This window comes from Janthinobacterium salmonicoloratum, assembly GCF_051380845.1.
In the GTDB taxonomy this organism is placed as follows: Bacteria; Pseudomonadota; Gammaproteobacteria; order Burkholderiales; family Burkholderiaceae_D; genus Janthinobacterium; species Janthinobacterium lividum_F.
The window spans coordinates 1,616,330-1,635,824 of record NZ_JBNYXV010000001.1; the positions used below are offsets into that span (position 1 = coordinate 1,616,330).

Below are 19,495 nucleotides of genomic sequence, written 5' to 3' on the forward strand. Positions count from 1 at the left end.
TACAGCCCCGGCTTGATTTAGATCAGCAATTTATTGCCATTAGGCGTCGAGCAAAATGCGCAGCATGCGGCGCAGTGGCTCGGCCGCGCCCCACAGCAATTGGTCGCCCACGGTGAAGGCGGACAGGTATTCGCCACCCATGCTCATCTTGCGCACGCGGCCGACGGGAATCGTCAGGCTGCCCGTGACCGCCGCCGGCGACAAGTCGCGCACGGACGCTTCGCGCGTGTTCGGCACGAATTTCACCCATTGATTATTGCTGGCGATGATGTCGTTGATTTCATCGAGCGGCACGTCTTTTTTCAGCTTGATGGTCAGGGCTTGCGAATGGCAGCGCATGGCGCCGATGCGCACGCACAGACCGTCGACAGGAATTTCCTTGGTGCCGAAATCGATGCCGCGACCGAGGATCTTGTTGGTTTCCGCGCCCGCCTTCCACTCTTCCTTCGACTGGCCATTGCCCAGATCCTTGTCGATCCACGGGATCAGGTTGCCGGCCAGCGGCGCGCCGAATTGCTTGATTTCATCCGGGGAATAGCCGTGCTGGGTGGCCAGCACCTGGCGGTCGATTTCCAGGATGGCGGAAGCCGGATTATCCAGCAGCGCCTTGACGGAGCCGTTGATGGTGCCAAATTGCGTCAGCAGTTCGCGCATGTGCTGCGCGCCGCCGCCCGATGCCGCCTGGTACGTCATCGACGTCATCCAGTCGATCAGGTCGTGCTGGAACAGGCCGCCCAGGCCCATCATCATGCACGAGACGGTGCAATTGCCGCCGATGTAGTTCTTGACGCCCTTGCCCAGCGCATCCTTGATGACGTGCAGGTTGACGGGGTCGAGCACGATGACGGCGTCTTTTTCCATGCGCAAGGTCGAAGCAGCATCGATCCAGTAGCCATTCCAGCCGCTAGCGCGCAGCTGAGGGAAGACGGCGCTCGTGTAGTCGCCGCCCTGGCAGGAAATGATGATGTCGCACTTGGACAGTTCGGCGATGTTGTTGGCATCCTTGAGGATGGTTTCATTCTTCGCCATGGCCGGCGCAGCGCCGCCCGTGTTCGAGGTGGTGAAAAACACCGGTTCGATATGGGCGAAATCGCCCTCTTCCTGCATGCGCTGCATCAGGACCGAACCGACCATACCGCGCCAACCTACCAAGCCAACTAATTTCATTACCATTCCTCAAGATGAGACGGCGACTGCCGTCATTAGACTATTTTATCCCAGTGCTTTTACAACTGCATCGCCCATCGCCTCGGTACCGACCAAAGTCGTGCCCGCTTCGTGGATGTCGGCCGTGCGCAAGCCCTGCGCCAGCACTCGCTTGACGGCTGCCTCGATGCGGTTTGCCTGCTCTTCGCGGTTCAGCGAATAGCGCAGCATCATGGCGGCCGACAAAATCGTCGCCAGCGGATTGGCGATGCCCTTGCCCGCGATATCGGGCGCCGAGCCGTGCGATGGCTCGTACAAGCCCTTGTTGTTGGCATCGAGCGAAGCCGATGGCAGCATGCCGATCGAGCCCGTCAGCATGGCGGCCGCGTCCGACAAGATGTCGCCGAACATATTGCCCGTTACCATGACGTCGAATTTCTTCGGCGCCCGCACCAGTTGCATGGCCGCGTTATCGACATACATATGATCGAGGGCCACATCCGGGTATTCCTTGTGCACGTCGGTGACGATGTCTTTCCAGAACTGGAACGTTTCCAGCACGTTCGCCTTGTCCACGCTGGTGAGCCGCTTGTCGCGCTTTTGCGCGGCCTGGAAAGCCACGTGGGCGATGCGGCGGATTTCGCCTTCCGCATAGCGCATGGTGTCAAAACCTTCGCGCTGGCCCTTGAACGGACCGTCCGGGCACTCGCGCACGCCACGGGGCTGGCCGAAATAAATATCGCCCGTCAATTCGCGAATGATCAGGATATCCAGGCCGGACACCACTTCCGGCTTCAGGGTCGAAGCGCCCGCCAGTTCCGGGTACAAAATGGCCGGACGCAGGTTGGCGAACAGGCCCAGGTTCTTGCGCAAACCCAGGATCGCTTGCTCGGGGCGGAACTGGCGCTCCAGCTTGTCGTACTGGTAGTCGCCCACGGCGCCGAACAGCACGGCATCGGCCGCTTTCGCCAGCGCCAGGGTGCCTTCCGGCAAAGGATGGCCGTGGGCCGCATAGCCGGCGCCGCCCACGGGTGCTGTTTCCAGCTCGAACGATTCGCCCAACACATTCAAGACTTTGACGGCTTGCGCGACGATTTCAGGACCGATGCCGTCGCCGGGTAAAATTGCAATTTTCATATTTTTATCGATTAGATGACGTTGGCGAGCCAAGGTTGGCTATGCAGGTGGCGTTCTTCGAAGGCGCGGATGTCGTCCGCATGGCGCAGGGTCAGGCCGATATCGTCGAGGCCATTCATCAGGCAATATTTGCGGAATGCGTCGATCTCGAACGGGTACGAAACGGAACCATTGCTGGTGCGCACGCATTGCTGCTCCAGGTCCACTACCAGCTTGTAGCCGGGGAAAGCCTTGACTTCATTGAACAGGTGCTCGACCTGGCTTTCCGACAGCACGATGGGCAGCAAGCCGTTCTTGTAGCAGTTATTGAAGAAAATGTCGGCAAACGAGGGCGCGATGATGGCGCGGAAGCCATACTGGTCCAGCGCCCACGGCGCGTGTTCGCGCGAGGAACCGCAGCCGAAGTTCTTGCGCGTCAGCAAGATCGAAGCGCCCTGGTAGCGCGCCTCGTTGAGCACGAAATCGGGGTTCAGCGGGCGGCGGCTGTTGTCCTGACCCGGTTCGCCATGGTCGAGGTAGCGCCATTCGTCAAACAGGTTGGGGCCGAAACCGCTGCGGTGGATCGATTTCAGGAATTGCTTCGGGATAATCGCGTCGGTATCGACGTTGGCGCGGTCCAGCGGGGCCACCAGACCTTCGTAAATCGTAAATTTATCCATGCTGTTTCTACTCGGTAGGACGCGCGGCGCAGGGCGCCGTCACGTCACGGTTTATTTTCCGCCGGCGCCAGTGACGACCTGGCCGACTTTCTGCACATCGCGGCCGATGCCGGAGACGGTGTTGCAGCCAGACAGGATGACGGTGGCGATGAGGAGGGCGAAGAGTTTTTTCATGATGATTTCTTGATAGGAAGTAAGGGACCGAAAACGCTAGTGTAAACCAGCGGCGCCAGTCCCTGCCGTCATCGCAATCCCCGCACGTCGACAAAGTGGCCGGCGATACCTGCCGCCGCCGCCATCGCGGGCGACACCAGGTGGGTACGTCCGCCCTGCCCTTGCCGGCCCTCGAAGTTGCGATTCGAGGTCGAGGCGCAGCGTTCGCCCGGCTCCAGACGGTCCGCATTCATGGCCAGGCACATGGAGCAGCCCGGCTCGCGCCATTCGAAACCGGCATCCTTGAAGATGCGGTCCAGCCCTTCGCGTTCGGCCTGGTCCTTGACGAGGCCGGAACCGGGCACCACCAGCGCCAGGGTGACGTTCGAGGCGCGGTACTTGCCGCGCACCACGGCGGCGGCCGCGCGCAAATCCTCGATGCGCGAATTGGTGCAGGAACCGATGAAGACCTTGTCGATGCGGATGTCTTCGATGGCGGTGTTCGGTTTCAGGGCCATGTAGACGAGCGCCTTTTCCATCGCATCGCGCTTGACGCTGTCTTTTTCCTGGTCGGGGTCCGGCACGCGGCCATCGACGCCGATCACCATCTCGGGCGACGTGCCCCAGGTCACTTGCGGCACGATGTCAGCGGCGTTGAGAGTGACGACGAGGTCGAAGCGGGCGCCAGGGTCCGAATGCAGGGTGCGCCAGTAGGCCACGGCGCGTTCCCAGTGCGGACCGGCCGGCGAAAACGGACGGCCCTTGACGTAATTGATGGTGGTGTCATCCACGCCGATGATGCCGGCGCGCGCACCCGCCTCGATGGCCATATTGCACACCGTCATGCGTCCTTCCATCGACAGCGCGCGGATGGCCGAGCCGCCGAACTCGATACAGTAGCCCGTGCCGCCAGCCGTGCCGATCTTGCCGATGATGGCCAGTACGATATCTTTCGCCGTCACGCCGGCCGGCAAGGCGCCGTCGACTTGCACCAGCATGGATTTGGATTTCTTTTGCAGCAAGGTTTGCGTGGCCAGCACGTGTTCCACTTCGGACGTGCCGATGCCGTGCGCCAGCGCGCCGAAGGCGCCGTGCGTCGACGTGTGCGAGTCGCCGCACACGACCGTCATGCCGGGCAGGGTCGCGCCCTGCTCGGGGCCGATCACGTGCACGATACCCTGGCGCTTGTCGTTCATGTTGAAGTAGGTCAAGCCGTAGTGCTTGGCGTTCTTGTCCAGCGTTTCCACCTGCAGGCGCGAGACGGGATCGGCAATGCCGTCGACCCGGCTGGTGGTTGGTACATTATGGTCGGCCACGGCCAGGTTGGCAGAAATGCGCCACGGCTGGCGGCCCGCCACGCTGAGGCCATCGAAGGCTTGCGGGCTGGTGACTTCGTGCAACAGGTGCCGGTCGATGTACAAAATTGTCGTGCCATCATCTTCGGCCCGAACAACGTGGGATTCCCAGAGTTTGTCGTAAAGCGTCTTCATCATGATTTATGCAGCGTTGCCACAGCCTGTAGTAAGTGATCTGTCGTACTGATCGAAGGGATCGGCAATGATTATGCCATATATTGTGCAATGCAGAACCAAAAGCCGCCCCAGCGTGGGATAGGCGATACAAAATTTGGCGCACTTTGCGGATATGGCGAAAAAATTGCTGATACGAAAATCCGCCAAAATGCCGGCGGGGCGAATAAAAATCGAAAAAAGCCGAAAAAAAAGCCCGCTGCAGAGGTCTGCAGCGGGCTTGATGTGAACTGGCCTGTGTTTCTAGGCAGCCATGCGCACACTTCCCCTGCAACCATCCATCAGGAAAGATAGGCCCACGACTAGCACCAGCTCGCCTTCAGCCGAGCGGGCTGTACCGGTAATGCCTTCCACGGTGATGGCCGTCATCGGCTTGATCACCAGGTCGGCCGTGCCATCGACGGCTTCCACGGCAAGAATGTACGGCTGTGGCGCAGCGACCACAATACCGACGCGCTCGCTGCACGATTCGTAGCCCAGGGCGCCGGCCAGCGAGCGCACAGGCAATGGACGACCCTGGTCTTTCAGCACGGGCGCACCGCCCACTTCCATGAAGGTTTCCGGCAATTCGACGACGCGCTGCACCACCGCCATCGGCAGGGCCAGCGCGGCGCCCGACGTCGACACCAGCATGGTCGGCACAATCGACAGCTCGATCGGCAGGCGGATGGCAAACTTGGTGCCCTTGCCCAGCGTCGATTCGATGTGGATGGCGCCGCGGTTCTTCTCCACAGCCGTTTTCACCACGTCCATGCCCACGCCGCGCCCGGAGACGCTGGACGCAACTTCCTTGGTCGAGAAGCCCGGCAGGAACACCAGCTGGAAGCATTCGTCGTTGCTCAATTGCGCGTTTTCGCTGATCAAGCCCTTTTGCTGGGCCTTGCTGCGCAGGAAAACCGGGTCCATGCCCTTGCCATCATCCTGCAGCACGATCATGACGCTGTTGGCTTCCTGCCATGCCTTCAGCGAAATATACGATTTGGCGGGCTTGCCTGCAGCCAGGCGCGCTTCCGGCGATTCGACGCCATGGTCGAGCGAGTTGCGCAGCATGTGCACGAGCGGATCGTACAGGCTGTCGACCACGACGCGGTCGACTTCCGTCTCAGCGCCTTCGATGGTCAGCTCGACATCCTTGCCCAAATCCTTGGCCAGTTCGCGCACCAGGCGCGGGAATTTCTGGAACAGGCGGCCGACGGGCTGCATGCGCGTGGCCAGGGTGGCCCGCTGCAGTTCCGTCGAGTAGCGCGAGGCGCGTTCCAGGGTTTCCGCCAGAGTCGCCATCAAGGTGGCGGCCTGGCCTTCAAATTTGAATTGCAGCAAGCGCTCGAGCAGCACGGCAGCCTGGTTGGCGGCCTGCACGGACTCGCCGGCCACTTCCAGCAGCGCGTCGAGCTTGACGGCGTCGACGCGGATGCTGTCTTCCTTGACGGGCGCGGCATGGCGCACTTCCGGACGCTCTTCGCGGCGTTCCGCGCCATCCCAGGCCTTGCCGGCCGGCTTGGCGGCAGCGGCAGGCGTGGCGGCCACGACGGCAGGGGCAGCGGCGACGGCGGACACCGGCGCGGCAGCGACCCGGCTAGCCTCGGGCACGACGACGTTATACATGCTTTCCCAGTCCAGGCCATCGGCGCTGGCGGTGGAAACGGCAGCGGCAGCGGCGGGCGCGGCCACGGCAACTTCAGCGACCTGGGCAACGGGCGCGGCCACTTCCGCCACCACGGCTGCGGCCGGCGCGTGTGCGTCCATGCCCTTGCCTTCGATAGCGTTCGTCAGGATGTGTTCCAGCTCTTCCGGCATGGCCGGCAAGCTTTCCGGCGCGGCGCCATTCGCCAGCTCCGTCAGCTGGTCAGCCACGAAACCGGACGCTTGCAACGCCGCCTCGATGGCGATCGGCGTCACGGGCGCGGCGCCCGTACGCAAGGCGTCGAACAGATTTTCCGTCAGATGGCAGGCCGCCACCAGTGCGGGCAAGCCCATGAAGCCAGCGCCACCCTTGATGGTGTGGAAAGAACGAAACACGGCATTCAGTGTTTCCTTGTTGTCAGGATCACGCTCGAGGCGCAATAAGTGCTCTTCAACATTAACCGCAAGATCCATCGCCTCAACGACGAAATCCTTGAGCATATCGTCCATTAGAATCCCAAATCCGCAAGAAGGTCGTCTACATTATCCTGGTCCAGCGCCACCGACGGCACGGACGGGCCCTGCATCAGCGGCACCGGCTTTTGCGCCAGTTTTTCGCGCACTTCGGCCGGCGCGTTGTCGCGCAGCAGCTGGGCAAGCTCGTGCTCCACCGTCTTGGTGATATTGACCACTTTTTTGATCAGCTGGCCCGTGATGTCCTGGAAGTCCTGCGCCATCATGATTTCCAGCAAGCGCGCTTTTTCCGCTTCCGTCGCTTCGGCAACGGCTTGCGCGAACTGGCGCGTATCACCGGCCAGGGCCTTGAATTCCTCCAGGCTCAGCTTGCCATCGAACAGGGCCGTCCAGCGGCCGTCCATGTCCTTGGCTTTCTTCGACAGCACATCTTGTGCCGGCATGCCTTCGTCGAGCGTGTTCAAGACCTTGTTGGCGGCCTGTTCCGTCAGGGTGGCGACATATTCCAGGCGATCCTGGGCGTCGACGATCTGCGACGACGCTTCCGTCAAGGCCTTGTCGTAGCCCAGTTCCCGCAGCGAATCGTGCAGCAGCCGCACGATGCCGCCCAGGCGCTCGAACATCGGCTTGTCGGACTGATCGACAGGGTCGGCTGCTTCACCAGGCGCGTCGGCGCTGGCGACGGGCACCGCTTCCGGTGCGGCTGGCGCGGCAGCTGCCGGCACGGCGGCGCTGGCCGACACGGAGTCAAACAGCGCGTCAAAATCGTCGTCCGCAATCACGGCGGGAGCGGGCGCGGCGGCAGGCGCCGGCGTGGCTGCGGCCGCGCTTTGCGCGGATACTTCATCGAATAATGCATCGAAATCATCAGCGGCGTTGGTCATATCCCTGCTTCTCCATAATTTGTCAAAATTCCGCCTGAACTGTGCGTTTTACAGACTGATACCCACAATTTCTCGATTAAGATGATTTGAGGCAATACCGCTGCGATGGTGCGAGTGTAGCAGGGCGCCGCCCTGTTGGTAAATCTCAAAACGCGCTTCCTGGTGCAAAGCTGGTCCACAAGAGCTTTTCCACCAGGAAATAAGTGTTCCTGCTGTTGTATTTTGAAATACTACCATTGGCGTGCGTGCAAGACCACGCGGCGCGCAAGAGAAATCCTGCTCGCGGGCACCTGTGCAATAGCGCCGCACAGACATCGTTGCAAGTAAAACACGATCTTTCTGCCAATGTTGTCTATACTGAAGGTGCAATAGTATTGATAATTATCAAGTCTTTACATGAATACTATGCTGCCGCCACGTCTACAATAAGAGGCGTTGCGCGCGCTGAGTCACTGCCAAAGGACCTGCCATGTATAAGAAAATTCTGATCGCCACGGACGGCTCCACCGTCTCCAACTTGACGGCCTGTGCTGGCGTTGCCTTTGCCGAACAGATGCACGCCGACATCCTTGCCGTGTACGTGGCGCCCGAGTACCAGTACCCGGTGTACATCGAAATCATTCCACCAAGCTATCCCAGCGAAGAGGAATACCGCATCGCCATGCGCAAGGCAGGCGCCGACCACTGGCAGCCCATCCTCGACGCGGCTGCCAAGCGGGGCCTGCAAGCGACGGGCCTGACAGCGTTTTCCGACAGTCCTGCCCTGAAAATCGTGGAAGTGGCGCAATTGCAGCAATGCGACCTGATTTTCATGGGCTCGCATGGCCGCAGCGGCTGGGGTCAGTTACTGCTGGGCAGCGTGACCAACAAGGTGCTGTCGCACTCCAAATTGCCCGTCCTCGTGCATAGGCTGATCAAGGAACCTCCTTCGAAATAAGGGGTCACATGGCCACGAGGGCGGCCATTGCCGGCACATCAAGAAAAAGGCACAATGCGGCAGCTTCAGTTAAAATGACAACGTTTCTCGTTTTTTAACATTGATTGTCCGGTGACGGACACCGCAGATTACACGCCTCCAGATTGCCGCCTATGATACGTATTGTGATTGCCGACGACCACACCATCATGCGCGAAGGATTGAAGCGCATCCTTGACGGCGCGCCGGATATCGACATCGTGGGTGAAGCCATCGATGGCTTTGAAGTACTCAACCACGTGCGCCAGGGCGGCTTCGACCTGCTGCTGCTCGACCTGTCAATGCCGGGCCGCAGCGGCGTCGACCTGATCCGGCAAATTCGCAGCGAGGCGCCCAAGCTGTCCATCCTGATCCTCACCATGCACGAGGAAGAGCAATATGCGGTGCGCGCCATCCGCGCCGGCGCGCAAGGCTATCTGACCAAGGAAAGCGCGGGCACCCAGCTCGTGGGCGCCATCCACAAGGTGGCGTCGGGACGTCCCTACATCAGCGCAGAGGTGGCAGAGCAACTCGTGCTCAACATCATGATGCCAAATGAAAGCTTGCTGCACAAACAGCTGTCGGACCGCGAATTCGAAGTCTTTTCCCTGCTGGTGGCAGGCAAGTCGATCACGGAAATTGCCAACAATCTGCACCTGAGCGTGAAAACCGTGAGTACGCACAAGACGCGCATCATGCAAAAGATGGGCATGAGTTCGCTGTCGGAAATGGTCCAGTATGCGGTGGCGCACCGCCTGCTATCCCCGTTCAAGACCTGAGTCCGGCGACGCGCGCCCGCGCGTCAGCAGTAGGAACAATCCTACTTCACCTACCACAGCTCCTACTGCCATATTCAGCCACTGCTGATATTAATTGCATACGGTTGTTGGCATACTGAAACCAGTCATCAAGTTGCTGGGAAGTTATTTCATCACACAGCAAGTCGTCAGCGAATTGAGCATTACCTGCCTGGACGCGCGCCGCCCCTTCCCTGCCCGCCGTCCTGCGCACCCCGTCAGTCAACTCTGAACTACCTGTCACCAGGAGATGAACATGCTGTCCACGCAAACGCCTGAAACCCGCGCCGCCTCTCCATCGCTGGCCCCCTCCTCTCCGATGGAAGCGGGGCGTCAGCGCCAAGGTCGGCTCTGGTCGAACCTGAAGGAGGTGTGCGACCTGTTGCATATCTCCAGCGCCTGCACCATCGCCGCCGACGAGCTGCTGTTCCAGCACGTGCAATTCAAGACGGGCCAGCGCGTGCACACCATCGGCCAGCCGTTCGACACCTTGTACATCGTCAATTCGGGCTTCCTGAAAACCGTGCTCATCGATGAATTCGGCAATGAACAGGTGCTCAGCTTTCCCATGAAGGGCGACATGCTGGGCGTCGACGGCATCCACTCGCGCCACTATTCCTCGGAAGCGGTGGCCCTGTCCGACTGCGATCTGATCCTGTTGCCGTTCAAGAAACTCACGGCGCTGGGCAGAGTCCACCTGGAACTGGAAAACGTCATGTATGGCGTGATGAGCCGCGAACTGGTGCGCGAGCAAGCCATGATCGGCATGCTGGGCGCCCTCAGCGCCGAAGCCCGCGTGGCGCGTTTCCTCGTCTCGCTGGCCGACCGCTTCGCGCAGATGGGCTACTCGAGCAAGCTGTTCAACCTGCGCATGACGCGCCATGAAATCGGCAGCTACCTGGGCCTGACCCTGGAAACGGTGAGCCGCACCTTGTCCGCCTTCAATGAAATCGGCCTGATCACGGTCGACCAGCGCACCATCGGCATCAAGGATCCGGACGCCCTGAAAACCCTGCGCCGCCTGCCGCCGTCGCGCTCGCGCGCCAAGCAGCTGGCCGCCGCCAAACTCAAGGCCGATACCACTGCGGCCACCACCGCCTCGGCGCAATTGCTGGCCACCATCTAGCGCTATCCCGATTTCTTCAAGCTTGGCACAGGCTTGACCCGGCCAAGGCGCGCACCGCCTTGCCGGGTCTTTTTTGCTACCGCTCCCTTGCGCGCCGCGCCAGCGGTCGACTTTGCGCAGCACGATCTTCCCCGCTGCCATCCCAGCGTAAAAAAGCGCAGATTCCGCACAAATAAGCCTTGCTTTTCGGGCCACATTCAACAATAATGCAAATACGAATCATTCTCAACTGAGACAAAGAAAGCCCAACATGCAAAGCTCAAAACCAGCCTTGATCCAGGATGCCGCCAGCGCCCACGTCCGTCCTCCCGTCAGCATGACCCAGCCGGCACGCCGCATCACCAGCGAAGCGCTGCTGCAGCAGGGCCGCGAAGTGGAGATTGAGCACAGCGGCAAGATCTATCGCCTGCGCGTCACCCAATTGAACAAGCTGATCCTGACTGCCTGAAGCAGCACGGCAGCCAGTCACCACACTCGCCAGCCAGTCGCGCTCCGTGCGCGCAGCCAGCCAAACCACCGCACAGGAGTGTTTGATGGCGAACGACCGACCTTCCCCGATGTTTCCGTCCCCGCAAGGCCAACAGCCTGAACTGCTGCTGTCGGCCGTGCTGCACCTGATGTCGCACTACCATGCGGGCAGTCCCTGCGAGAAACTGGCGGGCGTCATCGAACGCCATCTGCAAGTGCTGTCCAGTTCGCCCGGTCTGGGCCCCGTGCTGCAAGCGACCTGCCAGCAACTGTCGCAGCAATGGGCCGCCCTGGTGGCGCTGCACCGGCCCGCACCGCCCAGGACCACCTTGTTTGAGCGCCTGGCACGCATGTTGAGCGCCAAGCGCCCTGCCTCGCCCCTGCCGCAATAATTTCTCTTCAACACCCCACCGCCCAACAGGATATCGCCATGTGTGACAAAGACCAGTCCCTGCCCGTCATCAGCAATTGTTCCAGCGACGGGGCCGAAACGGCCGCGCTCGCTTCGCGCCGCCGCCGGCTGTGGGAACTGTCGCATACCTGCCATTGCCCGCTGGTCGGCGTGGGTTTGCCATTGGGATACCTGCGCAAGCTGGTAGGCAAGATGACGGGCGGGCGCGTGCTGGCCGACGACTATGAAGTGCACGTGGGCGCCGTGACGGAATGCGGCGCGCGCAACCGCCTGTCCGAAGCGCTGCAAAAGGAACTCGAACGCCGCTACGCCCCCGTGATCCTGCGCTTTCGCGGCGCCAAGACCACGGAACAGGTAGCGCAACTGTGGCGCACGGCCGTCGCCAACGGCGACGTGTCGGGCGCTTTCTGGGCCGGCCTGACGCACCCGCGCTGCGACGCCGAACTGGAAGAGCAGATGTGCCGCGACTTGCACATGATCCAGCACCAGGCCGGCGCCTGCGTGCGCGCCGACATGGGCAAGTTCACGGCCTTGCAGGAAGAAAATGCGCGCCTGGCACACGAACTGGCCAAGCTGCAACAGCGCAGCCAGGCCGCACTGATGGAAAAAACGGGCGAGCTGGAACGCCAGGAAGCCGTGCTGCTGCGCACGCGGGCCGAGGCCATCGGCAAGGATAGCGTCATCGACGGCTTGCGCGCGGAGCTGGCGCAGCTGCAGGCAGCCATCCCGGCGCTGGAATCGCGCACGCGCCTGGTCGAGCGCCTGGCGCAAATGGATGAGCGCGAAAAGGAATTGCGCCAGCAAATCGCGGAATTGAAGCAAGCCCAGCCACGTCCGACCGCGGCCGTGCCGCCACCGGCACCGAAGCTGGAAGTGCCGACCGGCGGCAAGCTGAAAATGCCGATCCGCCTCGTCGATCAAAGCGTCCTGTGCGTGGGCGGACGCAGCGGCAATGTCGCCACCTACCGCGCCCTGATCGAGCGGGTCGGCGCGCAGTTCGCCCACCACGACGGCGGCCTGGAAGACAATGCCAACCTGCTCGACTCGAGCCTGGCGGCGGCCGACCTGGTGATTTGCCAGACGGGCTGCATCAGCCACAGCGCCTACTGGCGCGTCAAGGATTATTGCAAGCGCACGGGCAAACGCTGCGTCTTCATCGACAACCCGAGCATCTCCAGCCTGGCGCGCGGCTTGCAGGAAGTGAGCGGGGAGATGGAACCTGCCGTGCTGAACACGGCAGAGTAATACGGCACAGGTCGGCGTACTTACGCCGCCAACTCGCGCACGATGGCCTCGCGCAAGATCGCATCGTCAACCGTGGTATCAGGCGCAAAACGTCCCACCACCTTGCCCTCCTTGCTGATCAAAAACTTTTCGAAATTCCACAGCACGTCGCTGGGCTGCTCCTGCGTGATGCCGTAGCCGGCCAGCTTGGCGCGGAAATCGCTGCCCGGCTTTTCCTGCGCCCGCGGCTGCTCTTGCACCAGGCGCCGGTACAGCGGATGCTGGCCCGGGCCCTTGACGACGATTTTTTCAAACAGGGGAAATTGCACGCCGAACGTGCCACGGCAAAAGTCGGCGATTTCGGCATTGCTGCCCGGCTCCTGCGCACCGAATTCATTCGCAGGGAAACCGGCCACCACCAGGCCCTCGGCGTGCTTGTCGGCGTAGAGTTTTTCCAGTCCTTCGTACTGCGGCGTCAAGCCGCACGCGGAGGCCACATTGACCACCAGCACCACCTTGCCGCGATACGCGTCCAGACTGGCGGGCTCGCCATTGATGCGGCGCAAGGGAATGTCGTAAATGCTGTCGCTCATGATGTGTCTCCTCGGATCAAACAATCATGATAGCTGCGCGCGCGAACGCGCTGGCGGCGTCAGAAACTCAATAGACGTCGCGCCGGTAGCGCCCTTCGGCCGCCAGTGCGTCGAGCGCGGGGCGGCCCAGCATTTCTTGCAGGGCCTGATCGACGCCACCCGCCATGCCGGCCAGGCTGCCGCAAACATAGATGGCCGCGCCCTGCTGCAGCCACAGCTTGACTTCGTCGGCATTGCCGCGCAGGCGGTCCTGCACGTACATCCGCTCCGCCTGGTCGCGCGAAAACGCCAGGTCCAGGCGCGGCAAGTCGCCGCTGGCGTGCCACCGTTCAATTTCTTCGCGATAATGGAAATCGTGGGCCAGGTTGCGCTCGCCAAAGATCAGCCAGTTGCGCCGCTGCCCTGCCAGTACGCGGCTCTTCAGGTGGCCGCGCAAACCGGCAATGCCGCTGCCGTTGCCGATCAAAATCAAAGGCCGTTGGGCATTGTCTTCCAGGCGGAAACGCCGGTGCTGGCGCAAGCGCAGCTGCACCACGTCGCCCACGGCCGCCTGCGCCGTCAGCCAGCCCGAGGCCAGGCCCAGGCTGCCGTCGGGATGCGCATGCTGGCGCACCAGCAAGTGCACGCCGCCATCATGCGGAATCGAGGCGATTGAATATTCGCGCGGTTGCGATGGATCGGCGGGGGCGGTCACTTGCACCAGGTCGCCCGACTGCCAGTCGGGCAAGCTGCCCGCCACGGGCGCCAGTTCCACGTGATAGATGGCGCCGCCGGCGCTGCCCGGGTTGAGCAGCTGCCTTTGCGTCAGGTGCCAGTCGCCAAAGGCGGGGGCGCTCCAGTCGGGCGCGTCGCTGGTGCCGGCCAGGTGGCTCAGGTGCTGGAACCATTGTTCGATGGCGGCGCTGGCACTGCGGTCGACTTCGATGCGTTCAAACAGGCGCGATGCGCCCTGCGTGGCCAGCCAGGCGTCCAGCGCACGGCCAAAGCCGCAAAACTGGCCATAGCTGCGGTCGCCGAGGGCCAGCACGGCGTAATGCAATTGCGGCAGCACCAGCTCGCCCGTCATCAGCCTGCCCATGAAGGCGGCCGCATTGTCGGGCGCATCGCCTTCGCCATACGTGCTGACCACAAACAGGGCCCGTTCGGCTTGTTGCAGATCAATGGCCGTGACTTCGGCCAGCGCGCACAGGCGCACGGGAATGCCGGCCAGTTGCAGGCTGTGTGCCGTTTGCGTGGCCAGTTCCTCGGCATTGCCCGTCTGGCTCGCATACGCCACCAGCCAGGCGGGACTATCGGCCAGCGCTGCCTTGGCGGCGGACGCGCGGCGCTTGGCGCGCGCGCGCAGCCAGGGCGCCAGACACACGCCCGCGTAACTGAGGGACAGGGCGGCCAGCAAGGCCAGCCGTGTCGTATCGTGCGTAAAAATCATGGAATTAATCGTTCATTCGTCGAGCATGGCCAGCATGTGGCTGCTCAGCGTTTCATGGTAGCCATGGCCGTCGCGCTGCAGGAAGCGTGCGGCCAGACCCTGCTCTTCGGCCAGCGCCATGCCGGCTTCTGGGCCCAGCACCGTAAGGGCCGTCGACCAGGCGTCGGCCGCCATGCATTCGGCGTGCACGACAGTGACGGAAGCGAGTTGATTGGCGATCGGCATGCCGCTGCGCGTATCAATGGTGTGTGAGAAACGAACTGTGCCGTCCTCGAAGAAACGGCGGTAGTCGCCCGAAGTCGCCACGGACAAGCCATGCAGCGCCAGCAACATTTCTGCCGGATGCTGTGTGGCATCTGCGCCATCGACCTGTTCCAGCATCACCCACCACGGCTGGCCGTCGGGCTTGCTGCCGGCGCCGCGCAGCTCGCCGCCCACTTCCACCAGGTAATGATGGATGCCCTGGCTGTCCAGGTAGCGGGCCAGGCGGTCCACGCCATAGCCCTTGGCCACGGCGGACAAGTCGAGTTGCAAGCCGCCCGGCTGGCGCGCGCGGCGGGCCGGCAAGTCCAGTTCCAGGCGGCGGCGCTGGCGCTGCGCCAGCAGCAGCGCCACGGTATCGTCTTTCGGCGGCAGGAAGCCCGGCTCATCGTAGCGGTTGCGGGGGCCGAAGCCCCACAGATTGACGAGGGCGCCGGCGCACGGGTCGTACGCGCCGCCGGACGCTTGCGACACGTGCATGGCAAAGCCCAGCACCTCGCAAAACGCGGCAGGCAGGCTGTGCCAGCTGCCGGGCTCGGCCCGGTTGAAGCGGCCCAGGTCGGACTCCTCGCTCCAATGGCTCATTTGCGCCACGACCAGGTCCAGCTGCTGCTGCAAGCCCTGCTGCAAGTCGGCGCTGCCCGCGCGTCCCGGCATGGCGGACTCCAGCAGACGCACCGACCAGCTGGTGCCCATCGTCAGGCCGCGCAAGTCCCGGATCGCGGCGCCGGGCGGCGCGACCTGATCGGACATATGCTGCGGCAGCAGGACCCGGCGCATCGATGCTCCCGTAACGATGCCGCCGCTTACTGCGGCAGCACTTCCACGGTGGCCGCGTACGTCATGCGGCGCTCGGGCATGGCTGGCGGCTGGCCGGCCATGGCCGGTGCGGCCGCCGGCCAGGTGCTGCTCAGGTAATACATGCCGGCCGCCGGCACCGTAAACGTGATCTCGCCCTTGGCATCGGTGCTCTGGCGGATTTCACCGAGCACGCCACGGTAGCGCACGCCACCAGGCACCAGGCTGAAGGCCTGGTTCGCTGCCGGCTTGCCGTCAACCAGGAAGCGCCACGTGGCTTTCTCGCCCGCGCGCAAGTCGTTCGGATGCGTCACTGGAACGAATTCCAGGCCCACGCCTGTCGGCTTGAACACTTCCGTGCTGGTTTCGCCATTGCTGAAGAAAGTTTCCAAGCGTGCTGCCGTGCGCGTGATTTTCAAGTCTTTCGCGTCGGCCGGCACGTCTTTCTTGAAGGTTTCCTCGTTGCCGCGGAAACGCTTCTGCTCACCGTTCACTGTGTAGCTGCCCATCACGTTTTGCGACACGATGGCCGCTTTATACGTGCCCGGTTTTTCCATTTTCACATCGAAGACGCTGCGCAAGCGGCCCGTGACGGTGTTCGCCGGCGTCACTTTCGCGCCATCCGGGCCGATCACTTGCAGCGCGTCCAGGCGCAGCGGCTGGTGGTCGATTTCAAACAGGCCATCGGAGACGGCCGCATCCACCGTCACCCAGGCATCCTTGCTTTCCACCATCGTGCTCGAAGGCACCATCCAGCCGCGGTGGGCGTGGGCGTTCATGGCCAGGCCAGCCAGGGCCAGGGCGATCAGCGGTTTATTGAGTTGCTTCAACATGGTAGAGGCGCCTTAAGGTTTGAGTTGGACGACGACATTGCCGAGTTCTTCCTTGCCCTTGGCAGGAACGGACTGGGCCGATTTCAACGGCCACTGGAACGGCACGCGCACCAGTTCGCGTCCGCCCGCTTCGCGCGCCGCTTCCACCACCACCTGATATTCGCCGGCCGGCAGCTTGTCGAGCAAGGCCTTGGCGCCGGGGAAAGTCAGGGTATGTTCGCCCGGCGCACGCGTGGCGCCGCTGACGCCGTCAACGGGCATAGCCAGGTCGCGGCCACTCTTGCGCCACCATTGGCGCATGTCCTTCAGCCATTTTTCTCCCGCCTTGTCCTTCTTTTTCACGTCATACAGCACCGTCAAGTTGCCGACGACCTTTTGATCGGCCGTTTCCAGCCACGCCGCCACGTAGGGACGGTGATATTCCGCCACGTTCAGTTGCGGGATTTCAAGCTTGAGGGCCAGGTCGGCCGCCATTGCCGAAGTGCCGATCAGGGGAAGGCCAAGCGCCAGGGAGTAGCGTAATTTCATGGTGTGCCTGTAAAAAGGAAAAAGTAAAAACGATCAGTGAATAAACAGCAAGGCGATCGCGCAGGGTATCAAGATACCGAGGCCAACCATCGGCCAGGTAAATGGCCGGTTGGCCGCGTGGAACTTCAAAATCAATAAACCCGTCAGGCAAAACACGATGCAGGCGCCAGCAAAAATGTCGATGAACCAGCTCCAGGCCACGCCCGTGTTGCGGCCCTTGTGCACGTCGTTGAGCCAGGACACCCAGCCCCGGTCCGTCAATTCATATTCGGCGGCCCCGTCTTCCAGGCCGATGCGCACCCAGGCGTCGCCGCCCGCCTTGGGCAGCGGCAGATACACTTCGTCAATCGACCATTCGGCGGGACGCCCGCCCGCGTTGAGCGACCATTGCTGCTTGAGCCAGGTCTCGGCGGCGGCCGGCATGGGCGCGTTGGCGCCATCATGCTTGGCGGCATAGGCGGCCAGTTCCGTAACGAGGGGCGCCGGCAATTCCGCCTTCTGGCGCGTGATCGACGGCTTGGCTTCGATCTGGCCAGCGTGGTTCAGGGTGATGCCGGTGATGGCGAACAGAAACATGCCCAGCAGGCAAAGCGCCGAGCTGATCCAGTGCCATTGGTGCAAATTCTTCAACCAGACGGCGCGGCTGGCGTTGTTCTTGGCCTTGTCTGCAGCGCCCGCATTACCCATAGTTCGCTCCCGGCAAGGAGCGAGCCAGGTGGCGCGACAAGTCAGTGTGCTTCATTCCCATCCTTCAATCAAAGTTCATACCCATCAATCCAACAAATGATAATGATTATCATTTATTAAGTCAATACATGGGCGCCCCGCCGGGCCAGCGTTTTGTAACAGCTTTGAAACAAAGCACCCCCACTACGTAAGCTGCCGTACAGAGCCGCGTGCCGCACCCGCCTATGCTGTTGTTCAGGACAACCATCAAGGGAGCACCCATGCAAGCGTATTCCAGCGAACAACTAGCCAGCATCGCGGCCAGGATCAAGGACGTCAAATTCGGCATGCTGACCACTAGCGACGACATGCGCACCCTCACCAGCCGGCCACTGACGCAGCAGCAGGTCGATAGCGAAGGGCATATCTGGTTCTTTGTCTCGGACGAGGCCGCCTACACGCGCGATTTGCTGAACAATCCGCAAGTCAACGTCAGCTTTGTCGACACGGGCGACAGCCTGTATGTGTCCGTCTGCGGCCATGCGCAGCTGCTGAAGGACCGCGCCAAGACGGAAGAACTGTGGAATCCGCTGATGAAAGCCTGGTTCCCGGGCGGGCTCGACGATCCAAAGCTGTCGCTGATCAAGGTGACGATCCAGTCGGCCGAATACTGGGACAGCAGCGCCAGCAAGATGATGCAATTCTATGAAATGGCCAAGGCCGCCATCACGGGGGAGACGCCGAAGGACCTGGGCGAACACGGACGAATCGACCTGTAGCCAAGTCGCCAATATTGCAGGCGCCAGCAAGCAGCGGCCTTAGTCCTCCGCGTGGGGGAATGGCCAGCCGGCGTGCGCGAACACGTCTGGCAGCTGGCCCTGCAGGGATTACCAAACAGTCAGGAAGGGAAGCTCAGACGCCCGTACTGCCCGTGGTGTCTGGCGCATCGTCGGCGCTCTGCCGGCTCTGCCCTGCCGAGCCGGACTGGTGATGTGGCAAGCGGTCGGCACGCCGTACTTCGCCGATGGAAAACAGATCGTCGCCGATATCGAGACCTTGCTCGCTATCGACCAGCACAAAACTCTCAGCCAAGTCGGCCGTGCTTTGCTTGCTGCCCGCCGTGGATGGCGTGTCGCCCTGGCAATTGCCCGGTTGCGGCGTATTCGAGTTGCCCATTATCTTCTCCCTGATCATCTATGCGAGTTGACTGCGAGGTGATTGCCAGGTGATTGCACATTGCCAGCGCAGCTCATTCATCATAGTCCATGCCTGCTGCATTGCATCAAAATTTTGCGGCTACGGGAAAGGTGCGGTCATGACCAGCGGCGTGCCTGCCTGCCGCTGGTCATGATCAGTGCGACTGCTTACTATTGCTTGTTGCGCGAACCCGAGCTGGAACCTGAGCTGGAACCCGAACCGCCGCTTTGCTTGTTGCCACTGCCGCGGTTGCCATCCGGCTTCATGCTGGCATTGTCGCGCGAACCACCGGAGCTGCCGGCGCTTTGCCGGTTGGCATCGTTCTTGTGGCTTTGGCTGCCTGCGCGGCGTGCCTCTTCCGACGTGAATTCATGAGCCGTGCCTTTTTCATGCGCGGCACGTCCGCCTTCACTGGCGATTTCGCGCTGCTGGGCAGGATCCATGGAAGCAAAGCCACGTTTGCTGGTATCGCTTTGCTTGTTGCCGCTGCTGCTGCTACTGGTTTTACTACCTTGCTGTTTATTGTCGCTCGATGTGGCCATGATGATCTCCTTGATCAATGGAATCAGAAACAGTGCAAACCATGCAATTCTTCCCCCTCGC

Annotated in this window: 22 protein-coding genes; 7 read left to right on the top strand and 15 right to left on the bottom strand. The window is 62.0% G+C overall.

Going from position 1 to position 19,495, the window contains the following annotated elements; genetic code table 11:
* Positions 1 to 39 precede the first annotated feature (39 nt).
* From asd to ACQ4WY_RS07530, 7 genes are all read right to left on the bottom strand, one after another.
* Positions 40 to 1,167, bottom strand: a complete 1,128-nt coding sequence (gene asd / locus ACQ4WY_RS07500) for an aspartate-semialdehyde dehydrogenase (protein WP_436478547.1) — start codon at positions 1,165 to 1,167, stop codon at positions 40 to 42.
* A 45-nt stretch (positions 1,168 to 1,212) separates the two neighbouring features.
* Complete coding sequence (gene leuB, locus ACQ4WY_RS07505) at positions 1,213 to 2,283, bottom strand: 3-isopropylmalate dehydrogenase (RefSeq protein WP_353660528.1); 1,071 nt, start codon at positions 2,281 to 2,283, stop codon at positions 1,213 to 1,215.
* Positions 2,284 to 2,294: 11 nt separating this feature from the next.
* Positions 2,295 to 2,942 (bottom strand): 3-isopropylmalate dehydratase small subunit, encoded by a 648-nt coding sequence (leuD, locus tag ACQ4WY_RS07510; protein WP_436503465.1) that lies wholly within the window; start codon positions 2,940 to 2,942, stop codon positions 2,295 to 2,297.
* A 51-nt stretch (positions 2,943 to 2,993) separates the two neighbouring features.
* Entirely contained in the window at positions 2,994 to 3,116 is a 123-nt protein-coding gene (locus ACQ4WY_RS07515) for an entericidin A/B family lipoprotein (protein WP_010400408.1), read from the bottom strand.
* Positions 3,117 to 3,184: 68 nt separating this feature from the next.
* Complete coding sequence (gene leuC / locus ACQ4WY_RS07520) at positions 3,185 to 4,588, bottom strand: 3-isopropylmalate dehydratase large subunit (RefSeq protein WP_353660526.1); 1,404 nt, start codon at positions 4,586 to 4,588, stop codon at positions 3,185 to 3,187.
* 279 nt (positions 4,589 to 4,867) lie between these two features.
* Positions 4,868 to 6,757, bottom strand: coding sequence for a chemotaxis protein CheA (locus ACQ4WY_RS07525; RefSeq protein ID WP_353660525.1), 1,890 nt, complete (start codon positions 6,755 to 6,757; stop codon positions 4,868 to 4,870).
* A complete protein-coding gene (locus ACQ4WY_RS07530) occupies positions 6,757 to 7,605 on the bottom strand; it encodes a protein phosphatase CheZ (RefSeq protein ID WP_436503468.1) in 849 nt (282 codons plus the stop codon). The genes ACQ4WY_RS07525 and ACQ4WY_RS07530 overlap by 1 nt, the downstream gene beginning before the upstream one ends.
* Before the next feature lie 469 nt (positions 7,606 to 8,074).
* Between ACQ4WY_RS07530 and ACQ4WY_RS07535 the strand changes: the two genes are divergently transcribed.
* The 6 genes from ACQ4WY_RS07535 (at position 8,075) to ACQ4WY_RS07560 (ending at position 12,608) form a co-directional block, all read left to right on the top strand.
* Complete coding sequence (locus ACQ4WY_RS07535; protein WP_353660523.1) at positions 8,075 to 8,542, top strand: universal stress protein; 468 nt, start codon at positions 8,075 to 8,077, stop codon at positions 8,540 to 8,542.
* 152 nt (positions 8,543 to 8,694) lie between these two features.
* On the top strand, positions 8,695 to 9,339 hold the full coding sequence (locus tag ACQ4WY_RS07540) for a response regulator (RefSeq protein ID WP_034783426.1): 645 nt from the start codon (positions 8,695 to 8,697) through the stop codon (positions 9,337 to 9,339).
* A 337-nt stretch (positions 9,340 to 9,676) separates the two neighbouring features.
* Positions 9,677 to 10,483 (top strand): Crp/Fnr family transcriptional regulator, encoded by an 807-nt coding sequence (locus tag ACQ4WY_RS07545; protein ID WP_353660970.1) that lies wholly within the window; start codon positions 9,677 to 9,679, stop codon positions 10,481 to 10,483.
* Positions 10,484 to 10,733: 250 nt separating this feature from the next.
* A complete protein-coding gene (gene hemP, locus ACQ4WY_RS07550) occupies positions 10,734 to 10,931 on the top strand; it encodes a hemin uptake protein HemP (protein ID WP_133989939.1) in 198 nt (65 codons plus the stop codon).
* An 85-nt stretch (positions 10,932 to 11,016) separates the two neighbouring features.
* Positions 11,017 to 11,343: a hypothetical protein gene (locus tag ACQ4WY_RS07555; protein WP_436503469.1), complete on the top strand. Its 327-nt coding sequence runs from the start codon at positions 11,017 to 11,019 to the stop codon at positions 11,341 to 11,343.
* Between the two features lie 38 nt (positions 11,344 to 11,381).
* On the top strand, positions 11,382 to 12,608 hold the full coding sequence (locus ACQ4WY_RS07560) for a DUF2325 domain-containing protein (protein WP_436503471.1): 1,227 nt from the start codon (positions 11,382 to 11,384) through the stop codon (positions 12,606 to 12,608).
* Positions 12,609 to 12,628: 20 nt separating this feature from the next.
* On the opposite strand, the gene ACQ4WY_RS07565 is transcribed toward ACQ4WY_RS07560, so the two are convergent.
* From ACQ4WY_RS07565 to ACQ4WY_RS07590, 6 genes are all read right to left on the bottom strand, one after another.
* Positions 12,629 to 13,180 carry a glutathione peroxidase gene (locus ACQ4WY_RS07565; RefSeq protein ID WP_436503473.1) on the bottom strand — a complete coding sequence of 184 codons (552 nt, stop codon included), beginning with the start codon at positions 13,178 to 13,180 and terminating at the stop codon, positions 12,629 to 12,631.
* A gap of 67 nt (positions 13,181 to 13,247) precedes the next feature.
* On the bottom strand, positions 13,248 to 14,609 hold the full coding sequence (locus ACQ4WY_RS07570) for a sulfite reductase subunit alpha (RefSeq protein ID WP_436503474.1): 1,362 nt from the start codon (positions 14,607 to 14,609) through the stop codon (positions 13,248 to 13,250).
* Between the two features lie 12 nt (positions 14,610 to 14,621).
* Positions 14,622 to 15,650: an FAD:protein FMN transferase gene (locus tag ACQ4WY_RS07575; RefSeq protein ID WP_436503476.1), complete on the bottom strand. Its 1,029-nt coding sequence runs from the start codon at positions 15,648 to 15,650 to the stop codon at positions 14,622 to 14,624.
* A 26-nt stretch (positions 15,651 to 15,676) separates the two neighbouring features.
* Positions 15,677 to 16,501, bottom strand: coding sequence for a DUF4198 domain-containing protein (locus ACQ4WY_RS07580; protein ID WP_353660517.1), 825 nt, complete (start codon positions 16,499 to 16,501; stop codon positions 15,677 to 15,679).
* A 12-nt stretch (positions 16,502 to 16,513) separates the two neighbouring features.
* Positions 16,514 to 17,029, bottom strand: coding sequence for a DUF2271 domain-containing protein (locus ACQ4WY_RS07585; protein WP_099403641.1), 516 nt, complete (start codon positions 17,027 to 17,029; stop codon positions 16,514 to 16,516).
* Between the two features lie 33 nt (positions 17,030 to 17,062).
* Positions 17,063 to 17,716 (bottom strand): PepSY-associated TM helix domain-containing protein, encoded by a 654-nt coding sequence (locus ACQ4WY_RS07590; RefSeq protein WP_353660516.1) that lies wholly within the window; start codon positions 17,714 to 17,716, stop codon positions 17,063 to 17,065.
* A 260-nt stretch (positions 17,717 to 17,976) separates the two neighbouring features.
* Here ACQ4WY_RS07590 and ACQ4WY_RS07595 point away from each other — a divergent pair, with 260 nt between their 5' ends.
* Positions 17,977 to 18,474, top strand: coding sequence for a pyridoxamine 5'-phosphate oxidase family protein (locus ACQ4WY_RS07595; RefSeq protein ID WP_436503478.1), 498 nt, complete (start codon positions 17,977 to 17,979; stop codon positions 18,472 to 18,474).
* Between the two features lie 133 nt (positions 18,475 to 18,607).
* On the opposite strand, the gene ACQ4WY_RS07600 is transcribed toward ACQ4WY_RS07595, so the two are convergent.
* Positions 18,608 to 18,871, bottom strand: a complete 264-nt coding sequence (locus tag ACQ4WY_RS07600) for a hypothetical protein (RefSeq protein WP_436503480.1) — start codon at positions 18,869 to 18,871, stop codon at positions 18,608 to 18,610.
* A gap of 191 nt (positions 18,872 to 19,062) precedes the next feature.
* A complete protein-coding gene (locus ACQ4WY_RS07605) occupies positions 19,063 to 19,434 on the bottom strand; it encodes a KGG domain-containing protein (protein WP_436503481.1) in 372 nt (123 codons plus the stop codon).
* Positions 19,435 to 19,495: the final 61 nt, after the last annotated feature.